This window comes from Uliginosibacterium sp. sgz301328, from assembly GCF_041807905.1.
Taxonomy (GTDB): Bacteria; Pseudomonadota; Gammaproteobacteria; order Burkholderiales; family Rhodocyclaceae; genus JBGVSA01.
In genome coordinates this window covers 254,188-275,552 of the sequence record NZ_JBGVSA010000002.1, presented here as the reverse complement: position 1 = coordinate 275,552, position 21,365 = coordinate 254,188, and the positions used below count along the sequence as shown (strand labels likewise).

Here is a 21,365-nt window from a genome sequence, read left to right as displayed (position 1 = left end):
GTGCCGCGATCGCCCGTTCGGCGGAACGATCGGCGCGCGAGTGCGGCCGCGTGTCATGCTCCCAGTTCATGCAACCTCCTCCGTACTCTCTATGCCCGTTTCGCTGTGGGAATGTGCCCTATGGAGCACTGCGAACGAGTCCGAGGCGCGGATATTCTCTTTGGGTGCGAATGGGCTATATAGGCAAGTTCTCCCTATGAGTTCAGAAATATCCTAGAAATTGCTTCATCACGTGGCAATTTGATCACGGCCAAACTTACTCGGCGTGTTCGTAACAATTCGTGCCGGACGAGCCGTGCGAAACCATCAAAAAAGCCCGCGATGCGGGCTCGGGCGGAAATGGCCGTGCAGGCTAGCGCGGAGACGCCTGGACGACTGCGCCGCGGTCATCGATGACGAAGGCATGCACCGCCCGGGCGCCTTCCGGCAGGGCGAAGGACTGCGAGGAAAAGGGGGGCAACATGGCCCCCGGCACCGTCGCCACGCCGTTTGCGGTATCGACCTGCAACCGATCGATGGTGGCGTTGTAGGGGCTATCGTTCCTGCATGCAGCGGACGCCGGAGCGCCAGGCTCCACGACGCAGCGAAGTTGTCCGATCCAGGCTTTCGAGCCCTGTTCCAGCCCCTTCGGGCGATAAAAGAGTTTCTGGCGCTGGCGCACCGATACGGTGAGGACATCAGAGCCTGTCGCCTCCTCGACCGGCGGAATCATCTGAAGATTCAGCCAGAAGACGCTTTCACGTCCCTCAGGCAGTGACTCAGCAGTGCCGATGATGCGCAGGGCGCGCGTTTCTCCCGGCTGCAGGCGCGTAACGGGTGGCACGACGATGAACGGAACACCAGCGTCGTCCGGATCGCCGTCGACGTCCCCCGCGTCGATCCAGCTTTGGAGCATGACGGCATGGTCGTTCGGGTTGTGCACCTGCACGCTGATCTGCTGTGCCCCCGCAGGATAGATGTGCCGCGAGCCCTCCACGAACAGGCCCGCCGCAGCGCCCGCCGGCCCGCTGGCGAAAACGCCTGCCGAGACGGCTGCGATGGCGGTACGTAGAAGTGTTCGTAGAACGCCCGTCATCATCGGCTCGCCACGTTGGGTACAGCGGTATCGGCGCGCAGGCGCGTGCCGGGCGCTGCACAGGCCGCCTGGAAGCGAATGACAGGCTCGTCCAGGCGCTCCGAGGGCAGACTGTATGGGATTTCGCAATCCGGCTGGTTGCCGCGCGAGACGTGCATGACGCCCTCGCGAGCGGGCACGCGGGCATACAGCCGGCTGCCCTGCCCCACCACGCCGATTTCGCGCCCGTCGGCATCCTTCACCGTGGCGCCCAGCGGCAACGCACCGCCTTGCTGGTCGCGCACGCTCACCAGCACCGCGTGGCCGGTCCGCGTTTCGAAACGGATGTACGGCACCGCCCCGGCGTAGGGCGCCACGCGACGCTGGGTGTCTTCGAGTTCGGCATCGCCGGACATGTCGGCCGGGTCCAGCGAAATCGTGTTGTAGCGGTACGGCATGAGCGAAGGCACCAATGCGTAGCCGTCCTCGTTGAGGGTCACGCCCGGCGCGTTGCGAAGCTGGGCGCCTTCCGCGCCCGGCGCGTGGACGATGCCGAAGGTCTCGCCAATGTACGGACCGAACAGCATGCCGCCTTCGTGCGCCACGACTGCGCCGCGCGCGGTGCCCGAGAGAATCGTGCTGCCGTCCGAACGCGCAGCGCCTGCGCCGAAAGTGCCCACCGACGTTGCACGCGTGAGGTTGGCGCCCACGCCGGTGGTGTTGGCCCCGGTATCGCGCGAAGCATTGAAGTTGTACGAGTATTCGGCCGATGCGCCGGCGGTGCCCGTCAGGCTGCTCTGCATCTGCGTGCCTTCGGAGGAGCGACGCGAGATGCTCGCCCCCAGGGTGCTGCCACGATTGCCGATTTCGAGCGGAATGTTCAGCGACAGCATTACCGCCGTCTGGGAACGCCCGCCTTCGGGCGAGCTGACGCGCTCGCGCGCCAGACTCAGGCTGTAGGCGACCTTGCCGAGCGAGTTGTTGTAGCTCACCGCGTACTGGTCGGACGGGCGAAGGCCGTCGTAATACTGCATGCGCACGCCCGACACGTTGATCGAGCCGTACTGGCCAAGGCTCTGACTCAGCGTGAGGTCGAAGCGGTTCTTCTGCCGGAACGTGTTGGAACGCAGATAGCCGCCGGTATCGTCCAGGTGGTAGTACGGCGTGCTGCCTCCATTGAGCGAATCGGCCAGCGTACGGTAGCCGCTCGTTGAGTAACGGTAGCCTGCCAGCGTGAGTGTCGTGCCTGTCGGCGCGAAGGTGTTGTTGTAGGAGGCGCGCATCTGCCAGCCGCCCGTGCGCGCCCCGTCCACCTTCGAGCTCGAATAGGCAAGGTTGGCCCCCAGCGCGCCAAAGCTCGACGCGTACACGCCGCCGGCCGCGACCGACCAGTAGCCATTGCTGGCAGCCTGCGCGCCGCCATTGAGCGTGATCTCGTTGCTGAGACCATGTTCGTAGGTGGCCTGCCCGAAGGTGGCGTCCTTGGCGCCGATGTAGGGCACGTTGGTGCGCCCGGCGTGGACGGCGTATCGCGACAGGCCCGGGCGCAGCGAGTTGGCCACTGCCGCGTAGGGAACGACGAAGCTGCGCACCTGCCCGTCGGACTCGGTGACTTCGACCTGAAGATCGCCGGAATTCTGCGTGGGATAGAGGTCGTCAATGACGAAGGGCCCGGGCGGGACGGTCGTTTCATAGACCACGTACACGCCCTGGCGCACGACCACCCGTGCGTTGGTGTTGGCGGTACCGCGAATCACCGGCGCATAGCCCTGGCGGTTGGGCGACAGCATGCGATCGTCGCTCGACAGGCGCACGCCGCGAAAATCGAAGGAATCGAAGATGCCGCCCTGTGTCGATATCTCGCCCGCCGTCGCCTCCGATTGCCAGCTCGGCAGGGCGCGGCGCACGTAGGTGCCGCCCAGGTTGAACTGCGATCCGCCGCCGCTCGAATAGCGATAGCTGGACTGGTTGCGCAGTTGCCACAGCCCGAGATTGGCGCCGGCGTCGATGCTCACGAAGCCGGACTCATTATTGGTGCCCGTGTTGCCGGCCGAGCGCGAATAGTAGCTGCCGGAATATCTGAGGAAGCCCACGGGCGCGCCCTCGTCCCACGCCGACATCGGCACATAGCCGAGCACGGTGCGATGCATGAGCGCCTGCGGAATCTGCACGTCCAGCCGCATGCGCGGCACGTCGACCGTCGTCCGGCCCCCCTCCACGGCGCGAGACGCAGGCATGCAGTCATCGCCTTCGGTCTTCGCCAGGGCGTCTTCGAGCACGCCGGCATCGAGGAAGGTCTGCCGCGCGAGGCACGCCACGACGGCGGAGTCCTGCTGCACGAACAGCACCTTGGCACGTTGCAGGAAATTGCCGTTCACGTAGATGTCGAGCTCATGCGTGCCAGGCGGCAGGGCCGCTTCCTTGGCAAACACGGACAGATCGACATTGGCTGCCGCACCCCGAAGAAAGGCACCGTTGAAGCTCACCTGCTCTCCGTCCGTGGCAGACGTGGGCCGCCGATCCGCCGCGCATGCGACGCCGGCCACGCCGAGCATGCTGCACGCTGCCAGCGCGCGCCACACCGCGCGGTGGGCCGACGAGAGCCGTACCGGGCAGAGATCGCGCTTGCGCCGCCGTCTCATTGCCGTACCGCGACAGCCGCGCGGCCCGCCATGAGGTTGCCACGATCGCCGATCAGCGAGAACGCGATCTCACCGCCGGCAGGCGCCTGCACCTTCGTCACCGGCCACGAAACCGAAGCGAACGGTGCCACCGTGGGCTGGTCGCCCATGTCGATCTCGGTTTCGGTGCCACCCGCGCTCAGCGCAACGCGCCCGGAAAAGCTCGCGTGATAGGGCGTCGGATTGTTCACGACGATCTGCCATGCGCCCTTTTTGCCAGGCACCGGCTCGATGGCGAAGCGCAGCGCGGCCGGCACTTGTGCCGGATCGCCCTGCAGACCCGCGGGGCGGTAGAAAAGCTTGACCTGCTGGTGAAATGCCATTTGCATCATCGCCTGGGCTTGCTGGGCGTGAGCATCGGTGGGCGGCACTTGCAGGAAGTTGAACCAGAAGAGTGACTCGCGATCACGCGGCAACGAGGCGCCCGCAGCGGCGTCGAAGGCGATGCGTACGTTCTGCTGGCCTTGCGGCGCGAGACGGAACAGCGGCGGCGTGACGACGAACGGGACAGCATCGGCGCCCTCGGGCGGACGACCTTCACCATGATCCACCCACACCTGCATGAGGTTGGGTACGTTGTCCTTGTTGGCCAGGCGCACGGAGACCGTACGATTGTCTTCGTGGTAGATGACGCGCGTGCCGTACATGACGACGCCAGCAGACGCGGGCACCGCGTGGGCGAGACATGCGGCCAGCACGGTGGCCATGACTTTCCTGAAGATCACGATGCGACTCCCCGGAATGAAGCCCCGCGCATCGATCAACGACGCGCGGGGGTGCTGCGGACGAATTACTGCGTGCGAACGGAGTAGACGGCGGTGGTCTTGATGAGACCGACCGTCACGCCTGCGATGTCCTTGACGTAGTAGTTGGCGGTAAACGGAATCGACGCCGTGCCATTGACCACCGGTACGAGCGACGTCGGCGCAGCGGCACCGACCACGACTGGGTCGCCGGCTTCGTCCTGAACGGCGATCTGGACGGCATCGCTGCCGTAGCCGGCGACGTCGGTCAGGTTTCCGGTGGTGGCGTCGTAGGTGCTGGAGTTGAGCACCACGCCGACTTGCGTCGCGGTTGCCGGGCAGTTGATGAACTGCAGCGAGAACGGCGTGCTCACGCGGCTGTAGACGCCGACGGCGCTCAGCTCCGACTTGGCGACCTGGTCGAGCACGACGGTGTAGTCGCCGTTGGCGACTGCCGGCTCGCAGGTGGTGTCTACGACTTCACCGTCGAAAGTGATGGTGTTGTCCGCGTAGGCAGCGCCCGTCAGCGACAGCAGGCCGGTAGCAGCGAGAATGGAGAAAGTGGTCTTCAGTTTCATGGTTTTCCTCGATTCAAAGAGGTTTGTCGTCAATTCGCGCTGCATACGGCAGGCGACACACATTTGCATGCCTTTTGCACAGCGCAAGACATGCGTCCTGCCGCATCCCGGAAAGCCGGACACGGACATGGAAGTTGCGGGCCATTACGCCCGTCATGGCTGGTTCACCAGCACATTGACCGTGGCGCGCACCGTTCCGGGCGTCACGGATTGGCCCGTGAGATGCTCGATGCGTGCCTCGAAGTTTTCGCCGTAGTAGTTCAGGCCGTCGCTCGTTCCGCTCGATACGGGCTGTACCGGGTACCAGCCATCGGCCTGCCCCTGCCCCGATGCCAGGGGGCAGTTCGAGTGGTTTTCGGTGCTGGTGCTCACGCCGTTGCAGCCGGAGTTCTGCACCCAGTTGCGGTTACTCGTTTCGCCGCTGCGGCGATGCACGATGGCCACGCCGGTGGCGTTGGTGCCGCTGTCATCCGACAACAGGAAGCGCGGATCGCCCGATACCAGCCGGTTGCGGTTCTGCGGCTCGAATCCGACGCGCAGGCTGCCGATCGGCGAGTTGGTGCCGCTGCATTCGTATTGCACGGGAAAGCTGACCCAGTCGCCGCCGCCGTCCTCGACGATCGTGGCCTTGGCATGCGTACCCAGGTTCACGGTGCGCGGCACGTCCGACACGCCGCACGCGGCGGTGGCCGTGGGCTGGTAGTTGCCGAACTTGATGTAGCCGTAGGTCGCGTCGGTCGAATAAAGGCCGGCGTACGCCCCGTAACCAATGCGGCCGATGAGTCCGTCGCTCACGACGGCGAACTTGTTTTCGTCATACGGTGCGCGAGCGAACACCAGCCGCACACGCGGAAAGTGCTTGACCTTCACGACATAGGGGTACGTCGCCTTGTCCGACAGCGTGGATGCCTCGTAGCCGCTCACCGAGAACTGCACGGCCGTGTTGGACAACGACGTGTCGTCGCGCCAGATCATTGCGCGCTCGGTTCCATCCGGATTCACGCCGAACAAGGCCCAACCCGTGGTGGTGTGGTGCGTCGCCGGCGCCTGCGCCGGGTAGACGTACTGCATGAAGTAATACTGCGTGCCGTTGGCGGTGAAGCCGCCGTACTGGTAGGTGTCATCCAGCCGCAGGGCAGCAAAGGAGGTCGCCGCGTCGTTTGCGTTCTGGCATTTGTAGAGCACGACTTCCGGGTCGGCCGCGAGCAGTTCGCTCATATCGTAGGTACGATCGAACAGCACCGTGCCGGCCGGCTGGAAACGCAGCGGGTAGATCGTCAGCGAGGACGGGCCGATGGGCTGGTTCTGCGCCAGCGACCAGTTATTGGTGCTCGTGGAGGCCTGGTACAGGCAGCCGGCGTGCGCGACCTGTGTCTTCAGACACAGGGCCACCGTCGTCCAAACGATTGCTGCTGCCCAAAACCGAGTGCTCACTGTCGCTCCTCCGCGTTTGTCGTTCAGGGATGACCCTGACGTCATTGGACGCGGATTGTGCAAGGCAAGAACAAGAGCAAATATCGGGACATCCTTCCAGCAAAGTCAGATGTGTCCGAGTAACGAATACAGAATGTTTCGAACACCCGGCGCACAATCTGCGAGTCGTCGGATGGATGTCACCGCCCGAAGGAAATCGGTGACGGACAATCTCCAGCAGCCACCTTGGGAGTCTTTCATGCGCATCGAACACATTGCCCTCTGGGCCCGCGACGTCGACGGACTGAGCGCGTTTTACGTGCGCCACTTCGGCGCGATGGCCTCGCCGCGATACGTGAATGAAAAGAAACGTTTCGCCTCGATATTCCTGAGTTTCGACTCGGGCGCGCGGCTGGAACTCATGCAGCGGCCGGACATTCTTCCGGCTGGGGATGACCCGCATGTCATGCAGATGGGATACACCCACATGGCAATCTCGGTCGGCTCCGAGCAGGAGGTCGACGCGCTGACACGGAAGCTTGAGGCAGAAGGATGCGTGCGGCTCGATGGGCCGCGACGCACGGGGGACGGATACTACGAGAGCGTGATTCTCGATCCGGAAGGCAACCGGATCGAAATCACTGTGTAGCGGCGACGTCGCCGCACACGCCCACGCGCGGCGTTACGTGGGCAGGCTCGGCATCATTCGTAGCCGAGACTCTTCAGCGCACGTTCGTCGTCGGCCCAGCCGCTCTTCACTTTCACCCACACTTCGAGGTAGACCTTGCCGTCGAAGAGTTTTTCGAGATCGACGCGCGCTTCGGTGGAAATGCGCTTGAGACGCTCCCCACCCTTGCCGATGACGATGCCCTTGTGCCCCTCTTTGTCGACGATGATGGCGGCATGGATGCGGCGCAGATTGCCTTCGACTTCGAATTTTTCAATTTCCACCGCCATGCCGTAAGGCAGCTCTTCCCCCACCAGCCGGAAGAGTTTTTCGCGCAGGAATTCGGACGCCAGGAAGCGCTCGCTGCGGTCGGTGATGTCTTCCTCGCCAAACATCCAGTCGCCTTGCGGCAGATACTGGCCTACGGTGCGGAGCAGTTCGGGCGCGTTGTTGCCGCGCTGGGCGCTGACCGGAACGATGTCGGCAAAGGGGAATTCATCGTTCATTTTCTGGATGAACGGCAGCAGTTCGCCCTTGTCCTCCAACAGGTCGACCTTGTTGATGACCAGCACGACGCGGGCGCCCTTCGGCATCAACTCCAGTACCTGGCGATCCTCGGCGCCGAAGCGGCCGGACTCGATCACGAACAGGATGACGTCGACTTCCGACAGCACCTGCGTGACGGTGCGGTTCATCCCGCGGTTGAGCGCATTGCGGTGACGCGTCTGGAAACCCGGCGTGTCGACGAAGATGAACTGGTTAGAACCTTCGGTCAGCACGCCCGTGATGCGGTGGCGCGTGGTCTGCGCCTTGCGCGAGACGATGCTGATCTTCTGGCCGATCAGACGGTTGAGGAGCGTCGACTTGCCGACGTTGGGGCGCCCGACGATGGCGACGAAGCCGGTGTGCGGAAGCATGTTTTCAGTCATGGGAAATCCTTCAGACAGGTGATCACCGGCAACATTACCGGCCATGGGTGCTACAAACCGCGCGTGGGCGCGGAGATCGCCGGGATGCTACGCCTTCGCGCGGCAGCCGGCGAGTGCCACAAGGGCTCGCGCCGCGCCCGGTGGAATCGCCTCAAAGCAAGGCGATCTGGTCGAGTGCGGCCTTGGCGGCCGCCTGTTCGGCTGCGCGACGACTGCCGCCCACGCCACGCGTGCGCAGATCAAGTTCGCCCATCACGCATTCGACTTCGAATTCCTGCGCGTGGGCCTCGCCCCGCATGTGGACGAGTTCGTAGCGCGGCAGCGACATGCGGCGGCCCTGCAGGTATTCCTGCAAGGCGGTCTTGGGGTCTTTGCGCGACACGGCGGGATCGAGACCGTCCAGCGTGTCGATATACAGGCGATCGATGACGCGGCGGGCGGCGTCGAACCCGCCGTCGAGGAACACTGCGCCGAAGATGGCTTCGGTCGCATCGGCCAGGATCGAAGGCCGGCGGTGTCCGCCGCTGCGCAGTTCGCCTTCTCCCAGCCGCAGCGCTTCGCCCACGCCGATGCGCTCGGCAATCAGTTGGAGCGCCTCCTGCCGCACGAGGCTTGCACGCAGGCGCGACAGCTCGCCTTCCTTGAGCGTGGCAAAGCGCCCGTAAAGGGCCATTGCCACCACCATGTTCAGGATACTGTCGCCCAGGAACTCGAGCCGCTCGTTGTTATCGGCGCTGAAGCTGCGATGCGTCACCGCCTGGCGCAGCAGTCCGGGCTGCTGGAACCGATAGTCGATCGCACGTTCGAGGGCGGACAGATTCACGAAACAGACACTCAATCGGCGGCAGCCGGTGCGCCAGCCGAGCCTACGGAAAAATCGAACAACAGGCTGACGTTGCCGAACAGCTTGACCTTGCGCTGGTAATCGACGGAAAGATAGGCCTTGCCGTTTTCCTTGGTCACCACGATGGTTTCAGGATCGACCGATTCAATATCGTCGACTTCCTGGTAGCGTTGGAAGGCGGAACGGAAGGCTGACGGCGGTGACGAGACGTCGACCGAACGGACGACGTTGTTGAACGCCTTTTTCACCGAAAAGAATTCGTTGTAGACCGGCACCAGCTTGAGCGCCAGCAGCAGCGCTGCCAGCAGCACCAGTCCGACGATCAAGGTGGAAATCAGCGTAAGCCCCTTCTGGCGTTTCATGGTGTTCCCCCGGGTTTTCGTAGTGGCGGCGACGTCAGTTGAAACTGCCGATGCGGTCGAACCGGATGCCCCTCGGCGGCAGGATGCTGTCCGCATGGAACCAGATGAAGAAGGCCTTGCCGACGATATTTTCGTCCGGCACGAAGCCCCACATGCGCGAGTCAGCGCTCTGGTCACGGTTGTCGCCCATCGCAAAGTAGTAGCCGGCCGGCACCGTGCAGGTCACACCCTCACCGCTGTAGGTGCAATTCTCGCGATGAGGGAATTGCTTGACGATGCCTTCCGGCACGAACGCAGGGGCATCGCGATCATTCAGGATCTGATGCACCTTACCGTTCAAGTTTTCCTCAAAGGCCTGGGACACGCCAAAGGTCTGCGGATCAAGGTAATCGCCGTGCGGACGGACGGGAATCTGCTGTCCGTTGATGGTCAGACGCTTGTTGATGTAGGCCACCTTGTCGCCCGGCACGCCGATGACACGCTTGATGTAGTCCTGTGTGGTGTCGTACGGATAGCGGAAGACAAATACATCGCCACGCTGCGGCGAGCCGACTTCGATGACTTTCTTGTTGAGCACAGGCAGGCGCACGCCGTAGGTGTATTTGTTCACAAGAATGAAGTCTCCGACCAGCAGCGTCGGGATCATGGAGCCGGACGGAATGCGGAACGGTTCGATCCAGAATGAACGCAGCAGGAAGATCGGCAGGATCACCGCGAAAAAGCTGGCACCGTATTCGACCCACCATGGATCGGGCAGCCGCACGGTCACTTTGTCGGCGTCGGGCCCTTCGAGGCCGCGCAACGCGTTGCGGGCATCGGACTGGCTGATGCCTTCGGCCGTCAGCAGCATCTCGGCCTTGGAGTGCTCGCCGCCGCGGCGCGCGTCCGCCGCGCGACCCAGCAAGGTCTTGGCACGCGCCTGGCGACGCTTGCGGGCGTAAAACACGTCGATACACCACAGGATGCCGGTGACGACACTCAGCAAGAACAGAATCAGCGCAAAATCCACAATCCCCCCGAAAGGCGGAAAACCCCGTTAAGAACGGTTCTTGGACAAAGGCCGCGGCCGGAGTTCGGCGCGGCCCGACAATCGGTCGACAATGCTCGACCTGCTTTACTTTTCGTCCGTGCGAAGCACGGCCAGGAAGGCTTCCTGCGGGATCTCCACGTTGCCGACCTGCTTCATGCGCTTTTTGCCTTCTTTCTGCTTTTCGAGCAGCTTGCGCTTGCGGGAGATGTCGCCGCCATAGCACTTGGCCAGCACGTTCTTGCGCAGCGCCTTGATGGTTTCGCGCGAGATGATGTGCGAGCCGATGGCGGCCTGCACGGCGACGTCGAACATCTGGCGCGGGATCAGTTCGCGCAGCTTGGCGGCCAGTTCGCGGCCACGATATTGCGCGTTGGCGCGGTGGACGATGACCGACAGGGCGTCGACCTTTTCGCCGCCGACCAGCATGTCGAGCTTGACCACGTCGGCCGAGCGATATTCCTTGAACTCGTAGTCGAGCGAGGCGTAGCCGCGCGACACCGACTTGAGCTTGTCGAAGAAGTCCATGACCACTTCGGCCATCGGCATTTCGTAGACCAGCTTCACCTGCCGGCCGTGGTAGTGCATGTCGACCTGGTTGCCGCGCTTTTGATTGCACAGCGTCATGACCGAGCCGACGTAGTCCTGCGGCAGGAAGATCGTGGCCGTGATCATCGGTTCGCGGACTTCTTCGATCTTGCTGATATCGGGCAGCTTGGACGGATTTTCGATCTTGATGACTTCGCCACTGCTCATGACGACCTCATACACCACGGTCGGCGCGGTGGTGATGAGATCCATGTCGAACTCGCGCTCCAGGCGCTCCTGCACGATTTCCATGTGCAGCAGGCCGAGGAAGCCACAGCGGAAGCCAAAACCGAGCGCTTGCGAGACTTCGGGCTCGTACTGGAGCGAGGCGTCGTTGAGCTTGAGTTTTTCGAGCGATTCGCGCAGTTGGTCGTACTCGGAGGACTCGACCGGGTACAGACCGGCAAAGACCTGCGGCTTGATTTCCTTGAAACCGGGCAGCGGCTCCGGCGCCGGTGTGCCGGCCAGCGTGATGGTGTCGCCAACCTTGGCGGCCTTCAGCTCCTTGATGCCGGCGATGACGAAACCCACTTCGCCGGCCGAGAGCGCGTCGCGCGAGATCGACTTCGGCGAGAACACTCCGACCTGCTCGCACAGGAACTGCGCGCCGGTCGACATGAACAGGATCTTGTCCTTCGGGCGCAGCACGCCGTCGACCACACGCACCAGCATGACCACGCCGACGTAGTTGTCGAACCACGAGTCGATGATCAATGCCTTGAGCGGATTGGCAGGGCTGCCCTGCGGGGGCGGTATGCGTGCAATGGCGGCTTCGAGGATGTCGTCGATGCCCATGCCGGTCTTGGCGGAACAGGGGATCGCATCGGTGGCGTCAATGCCGATGACGTCTTCGATTTCCTGGCGCGCGTTGTCCGGATCGGCCTGCGGCAGATCCATCTTGTTGAGCACGGGCACGACTTCGACGCCGAGCTCGAGCGCTGTGTAGCAGTTCGCAACCGTCTGCGCTTCGACGCCTTGCGACGCATCCACCACCAGCAGCGCACCTTCGCACGCCGACAACGACCGGCTGACTTCGTACGAGAAGTCGACGTGCCCCGGAGTGTCGATGAGGTTGAGGTTGTACTTCTGGCCGTCGCGCGCCACGTAGGTCAGCGCCGCGGTCTGCGCCTTGATGGTGATACCGCGCTCGCGCTCGATGTCCATCGAGTCAAGCACCTGCTCCTCCATCTCGCGGTCGGACAGGCCTCCGCAGCGCTGGATGATGCGATCGGCCAGGGTCGATTTGCCGTGGTCGATGTGGGCGATGATCGAGAAATTGCGAATATGCTGCATGAATTAAAAGGGTGCTGGCGTTGCAGCCTAGCACCCAAAGATAATCAGTAAGTTAGCCAGCGATTATACCTATTTCCCCGCCGGCACCTTCATACCGACGAAGCTTTGTGTATCGCCGCGCCGAACCAGCAACGTGATCGCGTTCCCCTGCCCCAGCCCGTTGGCAATCTGATTGAAATGGCTGGCCGAGCGGATTTCGGTCGATACGCCTTGCGCCGTCACCGCCGTGATCACGTCGCCGGGGCGCAATTCGGCGCGGGCGGCCACGCCGCTGGCCTCGCGGATCGACGCACCAGCGGACAATTTCAGCTCTCTCTTCTGGTCACGCGACAGATCCTGCGTCACCAGCCCCAGCTTGTTGGCGCCTACGGGGGTGCGTGGCTGAGGGCGCTGCATGGCCTGTGCGCCGTCGTCCGGGAATTCGCCGATCAGGATCGGCACCTGCTTTGTCAAACCCGCACGCCACAATTGCATGACCGCACGGGTTCCCGGCCGGGTCGCACTTACCAGGCGCGGCAGATCCACCGAGTTGGCGACTGCCTTGCCGTCGAATGCCTGGATGACATCTCCGACCTTGATGCCGACCTTGTCCGCCGGGCCACCTGGATCGATGCCGCTGACCAATGCCCCCTCGGCACGCGGCAGACGGAAGCTGTCGGCCATCTCGCGCGTCACATCCTGTATCAATACGCCGATGCGGCCGCGCGCGACGCGACCGTCCAATCGCAATTGCTGCTGGACGTTCATCGCCACGTCGATCGGGATGGCGAACGAAATCCCCATGAATCCGCCCGAGCGCGAGTAGATCTGCGAGTTGATGCCGACCACCTCGCCCTTGAGGTTGAACAGCGGTCCGCCCGAGTTGCCCGGGTTGATCGCCACGTCGGTCTGGATGAAGGGCACCAGCGTTTCATCGGGCAGCGAACGGGCCTTGGCACTGACAATGCCCGCCGTCACGGAGCTTTCGAAACCGAATGGCGAGCCGATCGCCAGCACCCAGTCGCCCACGCGCAACTGCTCGGGGTCGCCGAGCACGGCTTGCGGCAAATTGGTGGCATCCACCTTCAGCAACGCGATATCGGTGCGCTTGTCGGTGCCGATCACGCGGGCGGCGAATTCGCGCTTGTCGAACAGGCGCACGAGAATTTCGTCGGCGTCTTCGACCACATGTGCATTGGTCAAAATATAACCATCGGCGCCAATGATGAAACCGGAGCCCAGCGACTGGTTTTCTTCATCCCGCGGCGTCGAAGGTTCGGACGGTGCCTTTTTGGGAATGAAACGACGCAGCCAGCCAGGCACTTCGAGACTGTCTTCGTCGTTCTGCAGATAAGGCGCCCGGGGCGCACGCGAGGATTGCGTCGCGCTGATGTTCACCACCACCGGCCCGTGTCTGGCGACCAGCTCGGCAAAAGCCGGCAATTCGCGGCCGCCGACGTTGACTGTGGGCGTGGCCTTGCTGGCTGCGCGGCCGGCGGGCGCCGCCATTGCCTCTGCGGGCGCGGTCAGCGTCAGTACGAGCGCCAGGGCGGCGGCAATGCCGTGAAAGGTGTTGGAACTCATTTCACGCATTCCCTCGAGAGGCGTTGCGTGCGCAACACGCACCAGGGAGCAGGCGCCGCATCTGGCGGCAACGCTGTGGAATAGTGCCGCCGCACTCGTGGGTATCCATGAAATGGGGTCTGGACATGTCGATCCGGTTCATCGTTTGGGGAGGACGCGCACCATCCGCGGCTGGAACGATTGCATGGAGTGGTGCGCCCGGCCGCGGCGCAGGATGCCCAGCGACAACGCCAGGGCAACCATTGCGCCAACCGCGGCCCATGCATCGCTGCCCGTCAGCCATTGGCCGACGGCGGCACCGCACAGCATCAGTAAAAGGGGAACCAGATAGGCAAGTACGGCCGCCCGCAATGGGGCGCTGTCAGGGACTTCGAGCGTCACGCGAGCACCAGGCGCGGCGGCCAGCACGTTATCGACGGCATATTCGCCGCAACGTGGCCCCAATACCTCACCCAGCATCGCGCTCCGACACCCCCCGGGCTCGTCGCAACGGCCGCAGCCGCCATCGGTCTTGACCACCTTGACGATGGCTTGCCGGGCGTCGATCCGCGTCACCACTGCTTCGACTTGCATCACGATTCCGCCTGCGCGACCGTCACGCACCGCCCCTTGCGGCGCGGCCTGCGGTCGCGTTCAAGCGCGGATTCTAGCCTTACTTCTTACGAAGCTCGACACTTTCTGCGGCACGCCGCAGCGCCCGGAGAGGGACTTCGCCGATGGCGGTGACCTGGTAATCACCGGTGACGCGCTTGTAGATGCCAATCGCGCCGGATGACCCAGTGTAGGGCGGCACGCTCATGTTGCGGCCGGAGGCAGGCTCAATGAAGACGGAGATGGTCGCCAGACCATCGGAGAAAACAGCGTGGAAGGCTTCGGGACCATCACGCTTGAGGGGGCGGCGCACGAACGACACCTGGCGGAAGCCACTGGGCACCCCACGGAAGCGAATGTTCACATCGTCGGCACGCACATCCTGACCGCGCGCGTTGACCACGCGCCAGTCGGCCGAACGGTTGTAGCGCGGCTTGACGGCTTCACGGTCGATGTTGCCGACGGTGAGTTCCTTGAAACTGAACTGCTCGATGACGTTGTCGTGATCGTCCACCACGCGGGCCTTGATCAGCAGACCGCTGCTGGCATCGAGCCACAGTTCGTAGCCATAGCGCATTTCGTCGCGCGGCTCCAGAACGATCTGCTGTGCATCGCGGTCAGCCAGCTTGTCGGTCTTGCCAAGGCGAATGGTGTAGTAGTCGGATAGCGCGCCGATCGCATTGAGCAGACGGCCGGGGAAACGGCCGGTTTCGGCACGATCGATGATGACCAGTTGGTCCTGCGGCAGGTAGGTCATCACGTCGTCGTTGGTACGGACGATTTCACGGGTCGGTCCGCCGTCGAGCGTTTCGATTTTCTCGTGATCGCCCGCAGCGTCGGCCACGTGCGTCACGCGCGATGTCTCGCTGCGTCCGTGACTCTGATACACGAAAACGCCGGAGAAATTCACGCTACGCGCCGCCTGGTTCATGCGCTGCAACCAGGCTTGTGCATCCAGTCCGCTGTTCGTTTGAGATTGCGCGCCCGCGGTGCAGGCGATAGTGGCAGCAAAGAACGCCACCAACGCGCCAGACAGTCTCATCGCCGCGTATCCACCTGTTCGTCACCCACCGTACGGATGTAACCCGCCATGCTCGGCAGGGCGGAGCCCACGCCGTAGTTCTGATGCGCCATCATGTAGGCGCGGTCGTCGTCGTAGCCACCGCGCACGCTCGACACCATCTTGGCGGAGACCGGCACGGCATCCTGCAGGGCCATCGTCATGCCGCCCGGCGCGGGCGCTTCGGTCTGTTTGGTGAGCGACAGCGACATCCAGCCGACCACGGCCACACCCGCCACGGCCGCCGCCATCGGCATCCAGCGCGGAGCGGGACGGCGCTCGATCGGGCGCGTCACCGGCGCCAATACCGTTGGTTCGCTATCGAGGGCGGCCATCACGCGATGAGTGAAGTCGTTCGACAGCGGCGTTTCGTCACGCAGCACATCGCCGATCAGCCAATACGCCTCGCTGGTTGCACGCTGCTCCGGCGAACGCGCGAGCGTCGCCAGAACGTGCGCGGATTCTTCGGCGGCCAGTTCGCCGTCCATCCATGCAGACAATTGATCCTTCGCCATCACTACCACCTTTTGTCAGGCGCGATATCCAACATAGGCCTCAAGCGCTCGGATATCGCCTCGCGCGCTCTGAAAATCCGCGACCGCACGGTGCCGATGGGGCACCCCATGACAGTTGCAATCTCTTCGTAACTCAAACCCTCGATCTCGCGCAGCACGATCGCGGTGCGCAATTCCTCGGGCAACGCCTCCATGGCGGCGTTAACGGTCTGGCCGATCTGCTTGGTCTGCAAGAGCCGTTCTGGCGTATCGATATCGCGCAGCTGATCACCGTCATCCATGGTTTCGGCTTCTTCCGAATCCACTTCGGTCGACGTCGGCGCGCGCCGCCCCTGCGACACCAGGTAGTTCTTGGCGGTATTGATGCCGATCCGGTACAGCCACGTATAGAACGCGCTGTCACCGCGGAACGAAGGCAGCGCACGGTAAGCCTTGATGAAGGCCTCCTGCGTCACGTCCTCCACTTCCGCCGGATCGCGAATCATCCGCGAAAGCAGACGGCCGAGCTTGCGCTGATACTTCGACACGAGCAGGCCGAATGCCTGCTTGTCGCCGCGCTGTACACGCTCAACCAACTGCTGGTCTATCTCTCGATCGCTCATCGGCTACGGTGGTAGGTGTCGGCGAACCGACGTCATAAACCGCGCAAGTATATCCGATGAGGCGGCCCAATCTGGCCTGTGAGACCGGGAGGCATGCGATAAGTTCAGCGGTCAAATGGCGCCGGAAGACCGGGAGCGCGTGATATATTCATCGCGCTTCATTCTTTGACAATCCGGAGCACCACCTTGCAAGCATTCGACGTTCTCGTCCTGGGCAGCGGCCTTGCCGGCCAGTCCCTTGCACTGAGACTCGCAGATCACAAAAAGGTGGCGCTCGTCACCAAACGTCACATCGAAGACGGCGCGACGGCATGGGCCCAGGGGGGCATCGCCGCCGTCATCGACCCGGCCGATTCGGTCGAAGCACATTTTGACGATACCCTCGTAGCGGGCGGCGGACTCAATGACGTCGCCGCGACGCGCTTTGTCATCGAACACGGCGCCGAGGCGATCCAGTGGCTGCGCGAGACAGGCGTTCCGTTTACGCCCGATCAGGCCGCCCCTTGGGGTATGCACCTCACGCGCGAGGGCGGCCACAGCCATCGGCGCATCGTGCATGTGGCGGATGCCACCGGTGCAGCGGTACACCAAACGCTGACCGAACGCGTCAGCACGCACCCGAACATCCACATCATCGAAGAACACGTGGCCGTCGACCTCATCGTCGGTCACAAGATCGGCAAGCCGGAACTCGGCTGCGTGGGAGCCTATCTGCTCGACCTCAAGAGCGGTCACGTGCGCGCGGTGGCTGCCTCCCACACCGTTCTGGCGACCGGCGGCGCCGGCAAGGTTTATCTGTACACGACCAACCCCGACACGGCGACTGGGGATGGCATCGCGATGGCGTGGCGCGCGGGCTGCCGCGTGGCGAACATGGAGTTCATCCAGTTCCACCCGACCTGTCTCTACCATCCACAGGCCAAGTCCTTCCTGATCTCCGAGGCCGTACGCGGCGAAGGTGGGCTGCTCAAGCTACCGGACGGCACGCGCTTCATGCCGGCGCATGATGCGCGGGGTGAGCTGGCGCCGCGCGACGTCGTGGCACGTGCCATCGACTTCGAGATGAAGAAAGGCGGTTTCGACAGCGTCTTTCTCGATATCAGCCACAAGCCGGCGGACTTTCTGCGCGGGCACTTTCCGAACATCTACGCACGCTGCCTGGAACTGGGCATCGACATCACACAGCAGCCGATTCCGGTCGTGCCGGCGGCGCACTACACATGCGGCGGCGTGCAGACCGACCTGCGAGCACGCACTGACATCCCTGGCCTGTACGCCATCGGCGAAACCGCCTGTTCAGGGCTGCACGGCGCAAACCGACTGGCGTCGAATTCCCTGCTCGAATGCGTGGTGTTCGGTCGCGCGGCGGCAGAGGACATCCTCGCCAATCCGCGCACGCAGCCGCGCGCCCTGCCCGCCTGGGACGAGAGCCGAGTGTCGGACGCCGACGAACAGGTGGTGATCTCTCACAACTGGGACGAACTGCGCCGCTTCATGTGGGACTACGTGGGCATCGTGCGCACCAACAAGCGACTGGAACGCGCGCAACATCGCATCCGTCTGCTCGAGCGCGAGATCAATGAGTACTACACGAACTTCCGCATCACGAACGACCTGATCGAGTTGCGCAATCTCGTGACGACGGCGGATCTCATCGTCCGCAGCGCGTTGCGCCGCAAAGAGAGCCGCGGGCTGCATTTCTCGCGCGACTATCCGGATCTGGCGCCTGTGGCGCGCCCGACGGTACTCAACAATTCGCGCTTCCCGAAGGGCGTGCAACGCTGGACAGCCCAGCCCTGACACCTTCCGCATGGAATGCCCGCGCGGTGTTTCGCTGCGCGGGGCAATACTCTCCTTACTTTGACTCGCCGGCACCGGCCTCGAAGGGCTGTACCGTCCATCGCAGCCAGATGCGTAGTTGTCGCCACAGCGCGGCGTCCATGCCGTCACGTGCGAAGGCATGCCGCACGATCGCCCCATCCGGCGCGCGCCAATGCAGCACGACGACCCAGCCCAGATTCGTACAACCGGGCAAAATGTCGATGTCATGCACATCGCCGCCACGCACCAGACGCGCCGCACCAGCCCCCTGCAATTCCAGCCAGTCATTTTCGCAGCGCCGATGGCGACGCTTCGTGATCACGGCAGAGCACGCAGCCAGCGCGAAGACTGCGACTCTCACGGGCATCGGAATCCCCGGCGATAGCGCCGCCAGACAAGGCACGAGATGAGCCAGCCACGCCACGACGCGCAGGCACCGGGAAGGACTCAAAGAAATTCGGGGCAATGGCGCGCTGGCGCCACTGCCCCGTGATGGATCGCCGCTCATCGCGGCAGGATCTCAGAAAGAGATCCGTCAGATCTTGCGGAAAACCAGCGTGCTGTTGGTGCCGCCGAAGCCGAACGAGTTGGAGATGGCCACATCGATCTTCATCTGGCGCGCCACGTTGGGCACGTAATCCAGGTCACACGAAGGATCCGGCTCGATCAGGTTGATCGTCGGCGGCGCAATCTGATGGTGGATCGCCAGCGTCGAGAACACCGCCTCGATACCAGCAGCGCCCCCAAGCAAGTGGCCGGTCATCGACTTGGTCGAGCTCATCGCCACGTGCTTGACGTGGTCGCCAAAGGCGCGCTTGGCAGCGAGCGTTTCGGCGATATCGCCCAGCGGCGTCGAAGTGCCATGGGCATTGACGTAGTTGACCTCGTCGGCGTTGGTGCGGCCATTGCGCAGCGCGTTGACGATACTGCGCGACGCGCCCTCGCCACCTTCGCTCGGTGCCGTGATGTGATAGGCATCCGAACTCATGCCATAGCCTGCCAGTTCGCAATAGATCTTGGCACCGCGAGCCTTGGCGTGTTCGTACTCTTCGAGCACCAGCACGCCGGCACCTTCGCCAAGCACGAAACCATCACGTCCCATGTCCCACGGGCGGCTGGCCGCGGCGGGATCGTCATTGCGCGTGGACAGCGCCTTGGCTGCGCAGAAGCCTCCCATCCCCAACGGCGAGACAGTCGATTCGGCGCCGCCGGCGATCATGATGTCGGCATCGCCGTATTCGATCAGGCGCTGTGCTTCGCCGATCGAATGGTTGCCCGTCGCGCACGCGCTGACGGTGGCGAAGTTCGGACCCTTGAAGCCGTAGTTGATCGACAGGATGCCCGAGATCATGTTGATGATCGAACCGGGAACGAAGAACGGGGAAATCTTTTTCACACCCACTTCGCGCGCAGCTTCGTGCGTGTCTTCGATCATCGGCAGACCGCCGATGCCGGAGCCGATGCACACGCCGATGCGCTCAGCGTTCTCAGGCTGCTCAGCGATACCGGCGTCCTTCAACGCGTCGATCGCGGCGGCCAGGCCGTAGTGGATGAACGTATCGTAGCGGCGGGCTTCCTTGGGCGACAGGTAGTTCGCCACGTCGAAGTCCTTGACCTCTCCGGCGATCTGCGTCGGAAAGCCGCTCACGTCAAAGCGCGTGACGCGCCCGATGCCGGAACGACCGTTGATGATGTTGTCCCAAGCCGTGGCTACAGAATTACCGACAGGGCTGATGATGCCCAGACCTGTCACGACTACTCGGCGACGCGTCAACGCGGTCTCCTTCCTTGATTTCTGATGCAGTCGACAGGACAACGCCTCACCGCGACGGCGAGGCGTTGTCTATCGGCTTGTTGAAACCCGTCCAGGCCGTGATTTCCGTCGATGACCGCGCAGAATTGCGGAATGACGGCGACCCGAAAGGTTTTTACGCCTTGTTCAGGTGGGCGCTGACGTAGTCAATCGCCTGTTGAACGGTGGTGATCTTTTCGGCTTCTTCGTCAGGGATTTCGCACTCGAATTCCTCTTCCAAAGCCATCACCAATTCGACGGTGTCCAGCGAGTCGGCGCCCAGATCGTCGACGAACGAAGATTCGTTCTTGATCTCGGCCTCATTAACGCCAAGCTGTTCCGCGACGATCTTGCGAACGCGCTGCTCGATGTTCTCCATGAATTGCTCCTTCCCTGTTAAAGCGTTTATACCGAAAAACCTGCCTATATTAGCAAAAAACGGCGCCGATCTTCAGCCAACGTTCAGCCTGGATCGGCGGCGTTCATGCCATATACATACCACCGTTTACGTGCAGGGTGCTGCCCGTGATGTAGCTGGCACCCTTCGATGCCAGGAACGCCACGGCGGCGGCAATCTCCTGCGGGTTGCCGAGGCGACCCAGAGCGATCTGATTCTGCAACGCGTCGCGTTGTGCGTCTGGCAGATCGCGCGTCATGTCTGTATCGATGAAGCCCGGCGCAACGCAATTCACCGTGATATTGCGGCTACCCAGCTCGCGCGCCAGCGCGCGGGTCATGCCTGCCACGCCGGCCTTGGCGGCGGCGTAATTGGCCTGGCCCGGGTTGCCGGAACTGCCCACCACCGACGTGATGTTGATGATGCGGCCGTTGCGGGCCTTCATCATGCCGCGCATGACCAGGCGCGACATGCGAAAAACCGCCTTGAGGTTCGTATCGATGACTGCGTCCCACTCCTCATCCTTCATCCGCATGGCGATGTTGTCGCGCGTAATGCCGGCGTTGTTGACAAGGATCGAAACTGAACCGTATTCCGACTCGATCGCGGCCAGGGCGGCTTCGCATGCTGCCGCGTCCGTGACGTCCAGCGCCAGGCCGCGCCCCTTGGCAGCGGCTTCGCGCAGCGCGGCCGAAATCGCGGCCGCGCCGTCTTCGCTGGTGGCAGTGCCGACCACGATGGCGCCTTCGCGCGCCAGCTCAAGTGCAATCGCGCGGCCGATGCCGCGCGAGGCGCCGGTGACGAGGGCGATCTGCCCTTCGAGTTGAGCCAATGCAATTCTCCTT

At 63.3% G+C, this 21,365-nt stretch carries 21 protein-coding genes; 2 read left to right on the top strand and 19 right to left on the bottom strand.

The window, feature by feature from the left end; translation table 11 throughout:
• Positions 1-352: 352 nt before the first annotated feature.
• From ACDA63_RS02700 to ACDA63_RS02680, 5 genes are all read right to left on the bottom strand, one after another.
• Positions 353-1,078, bottom strand: a complete 726-nt coding sequence (locus ACDA63_RS02700) for a molecular chaperone (RefSeq protein WP_373661624.1) — start codon at positions 1,076-1,078, stop codon at positions 353-355.
• A complete protein-coding gene (locus ACDA63_RS02695; protein WP_373661623.1) occupies positions 1,075-3,696 on the bottom strand; it encodes a fimbria/pilus outer membrane usher protein in 2,622 nt (873 codons plus the stop codon). Before ACDA63_RS02695 ends, ACDA63_RS02700 begins: the two co-directional genes overlap by 4 nt.
• Positions 3,693-4,460, bottom strand: coding sequence for a molecular chaperone (locus ACDA63_RS02690; protein WP_373661622.1), 768 nt, complete (start codon positions 4,458-4,460; stop codon positions 3,693-3,695). The genes ACDA63_RS02695 and ACDA63_RS02690 overlap by 4 nt, the downstream gene beginning before the upstream one ends.
• Before the next feature lie 65 nt (positions 4,461-4,525).
• Positions 4,526-5,056, bottom strand: a complete 531-nt coding sequence (locus tag ACDA63_RS02685; protein ID WP_373661621.1) for a fimbrial protein — start codon at positions 5,054-5,056, stop codon at positions 4,526-4,528.
• A gap of 153 nt (positions 5,057-5,209) precedes the next feature.
• Positions 5,210-6,490, bottom strand: a complete 1,281-nt coding sequence (locus ACDA63_RS02680) for a fimbrial protein (RefSeq protein WP_373661620.1) — start codon at positions 6,488-6,490, stop codon at positions 5,210-5,212.
• Between the two features lie 238 nt (positions 6,491-6,728).
• Between ACDA63_RS02680 and ACDA63_RS02675 the strand changes: the two genes are divergently transcribed.
• Positions 6,729-7,118 (top strand): VOC family protein, encoded by a 390-nt coding sequence (locus tag ACDA63_RS02675; RefSeq protein ID WP_373661619.1) that lies wholly within the window; start codon positions 6,729-6,731, stop codon positions 7,116-7,118.
• A 53-nt stretch (positions 7,119-7,171) separates the two neighbouring features.
• Here ACDA63_RS02675 and era read toward each other — a convergent pair whose 3' ends face one another.
• The 10 genes from era to rpoE all read right to left on the bottom strand — a co-directional run bounded on the left by era (position 7,172) and on the right by rpoE (position 16,510).
• Positions 7,172-8,065, bottom strand: a complete 894-nt coding sequence (gene era, locus ACDA63_RS02670) for a GTPase Era (RefSeq protein WP_373661618.1) — start codon at positions 8,063-8,065, stop codon at positions 7,172-7,174.
• A gap of 151 nt (positions 8,066-8,216) precedes the next feature.
• Positions 8,217-8,888: a ribonuclease III gene (gene rnc / locus ACDA63_RS02665; RefSeq protein WP_373661617.1), complete on the bottom strand. Its 672-nt coding sequence runs from the start codon at positions 8,886-8,888 to the stop codon at positions 8,217-8,219.
• A gap of 11 nt (positions 8,889-8,899) precedes the next feature.
• Positions 8,900-9,271, bottom strand: a complete 372-nt coding sequence (locus ACDA63_RS02660) for a DUF4845 domain-containing protein (protein WP_373661616.1) — start codon at positions 9,269-9,271, stop codon at positions 8,900-8,902.
• Positions 9,272-9,305: 34 nt separating this feature from the next.
• Positions 9,306-10,280, bottom strand: coding sequence for a signal peptidase I (gene lepB, locus ACDA63_RS02655; RefSeq protein ID WP_373661615.1), 975 nt, complete (start codon positions 10,278-10,280; stop codon positions 9,306-9,308).
• Positions 10,281-10,385: 105 nt separating this feature from the next.
• Positions 10,386-12,179 carry a translation elongation factor 4 gene (gene lepA / locus ACDA63_RS02650; protein WP_373661614.1) on the bottom strand — a complete coding sequence of 598 codons (1,794 nt, stop codon included), beginning with the start codon at positions 12,177-12,179 and terminating at the stop codon, positions 10,386-10,388.
• Between the two features lie 69 nt (positions 12,180-12,248).
• Complete coding sequence (locus tag ACDA63_RS02645; RefSeq protein ID WP_373661613.1) at positions 12,249-13,742, bottom strand: Do family serine endopeptidase; 1,494 nt, start codon at positions 13,740-13,742, stop codon at positions 12,249-12,251.
• A 138-nt stretch (positions 13,743-13,880) separates the two neighbouring features.
• A complete protein-coding gene (locus tag ACDA63_RS02640) occupies positions 13,881-14,315 on the bottom strand; it encodes a SoxR reducing system RseC family protein (RefSeq protein WP_373661612.1) in 435 nt (144 codons plus the stop codon).
• A 79-nt stretch (positions 14,316-14,394) separates the two neighbouring features.
• Positions 14,395-15,375 (bottom strand): MucB/RseB C-terminal domain-containing protein, encoded by a 981-nt coding sequence (locus tag ACDA63_RS02635; protein WP_373661611.1) that lies wholly within the window; start codon positions 15,373-15,375, stop codon positions 14,395-14,397.
• On the bottom strand, positions 15,372-15,908 hold the full coding sequence (locus tag ACDA63_RS02630; protein ID WP_373661610.1) for a sigma-E factor negative regulatory protein: 537 nt from the start codon (positions 15,906-15,908) through the stop codon (positions 15,372-15,374). Before ACDA63_RS02630 ends, ACDA63_RS02635 begins: the two co-directional genes overlap by 4 nt.
• A gap of 2 nt (positions 15,909-15,910) precedes the next feature.
• Entirely contained in the window at positions 15,911-16,510 is a 600-nt protein-coding gene (rpoE, locus tag ACDA63_RS02625; protein WP_373661609.1) for an RNA polymerase sigma factor RpoE, read from the bottom strand.
• Positions 16,511-16,696: 186 nt separating this feature from the next.
• Here rpoE and nadB point away from each other — a divergent pair, with 186 nt between their 5' ends.
• Positions 16,697-18,310, top strand: coding sequence for an L-aspartate oxidase (gene nadB / locus ACDA63_RS02620; RefSeq protein WP_373661608.1), 1,614 nt, complete (start codon positions 16,697-16,699; stop codon positions 18,308-18,310).
• A gap of 55 nt (positions 18,311-18,365) precedes the next feature.
• Here the strand turns inward: nadB and ACDA63_RS02615 are convergent, their stop codons facing one another.
• The 4 genes from ACDA63_RS02615 to fabG all read right to left on the bottom strand — a co-directional run bounded on the left by ACDA63_RS02615 (position 18,366) and on the right by fabG (position 21,352).
• Positions 18,366-18,839: a protein YgfX gene (locus tag ACDA63_RS02615; RefSeq protein WP_373661607.1), complete on the bottom strand. Its 474-nt coding sequence runs from the start codon at positions 18,837-18,839 to the stop codon at positions 18,366-18,368.
• A 27-nt stretch (positions 18,840-18,866) separates the two neighbouring features.
• A complete protein-coding gene (gene fabF / locus ACDA63_RS02610) occupies positions 18,867-20,105 on the bottom strand; it encodes a beta-ketoacyl-ACP synthase II (protein WP_373661606.1) in 1,239 nt (412 codons plus the stop codon).
• A 154-nt stretch (positions 20,106-20,259) separates the two neighbouring features.
• Positions 20,260-20,502: an acyl carrier protein gene (acpP, locus tag ACDA63_RS02605; protein ID WP_373661605.1), complete on the bottom strand. Its 243-nt coding sequence runs from the start codon at positions 20,500-20,502 to the stop codon at positions 20,260-20,262.
• 103 nt (positions 20,503-20,605) lie between these two features.
• The gene (gene fabG / locus ACDA63_RS02600) at positions 20,606-21,352 is read right to left on the bottom strand and encodes a 3-oxoacyl-ACP reductase FabG (RefSeq protein ID WP_373661604.1); all 747 of its coding nucleotides are present in this window, start codon (positions 21,350-21,352) and stop codon (positions 20,606-20,608) included.
• Between the last annotated feature and the right edge of the window lie 13 nt (positions 21,353-21,365).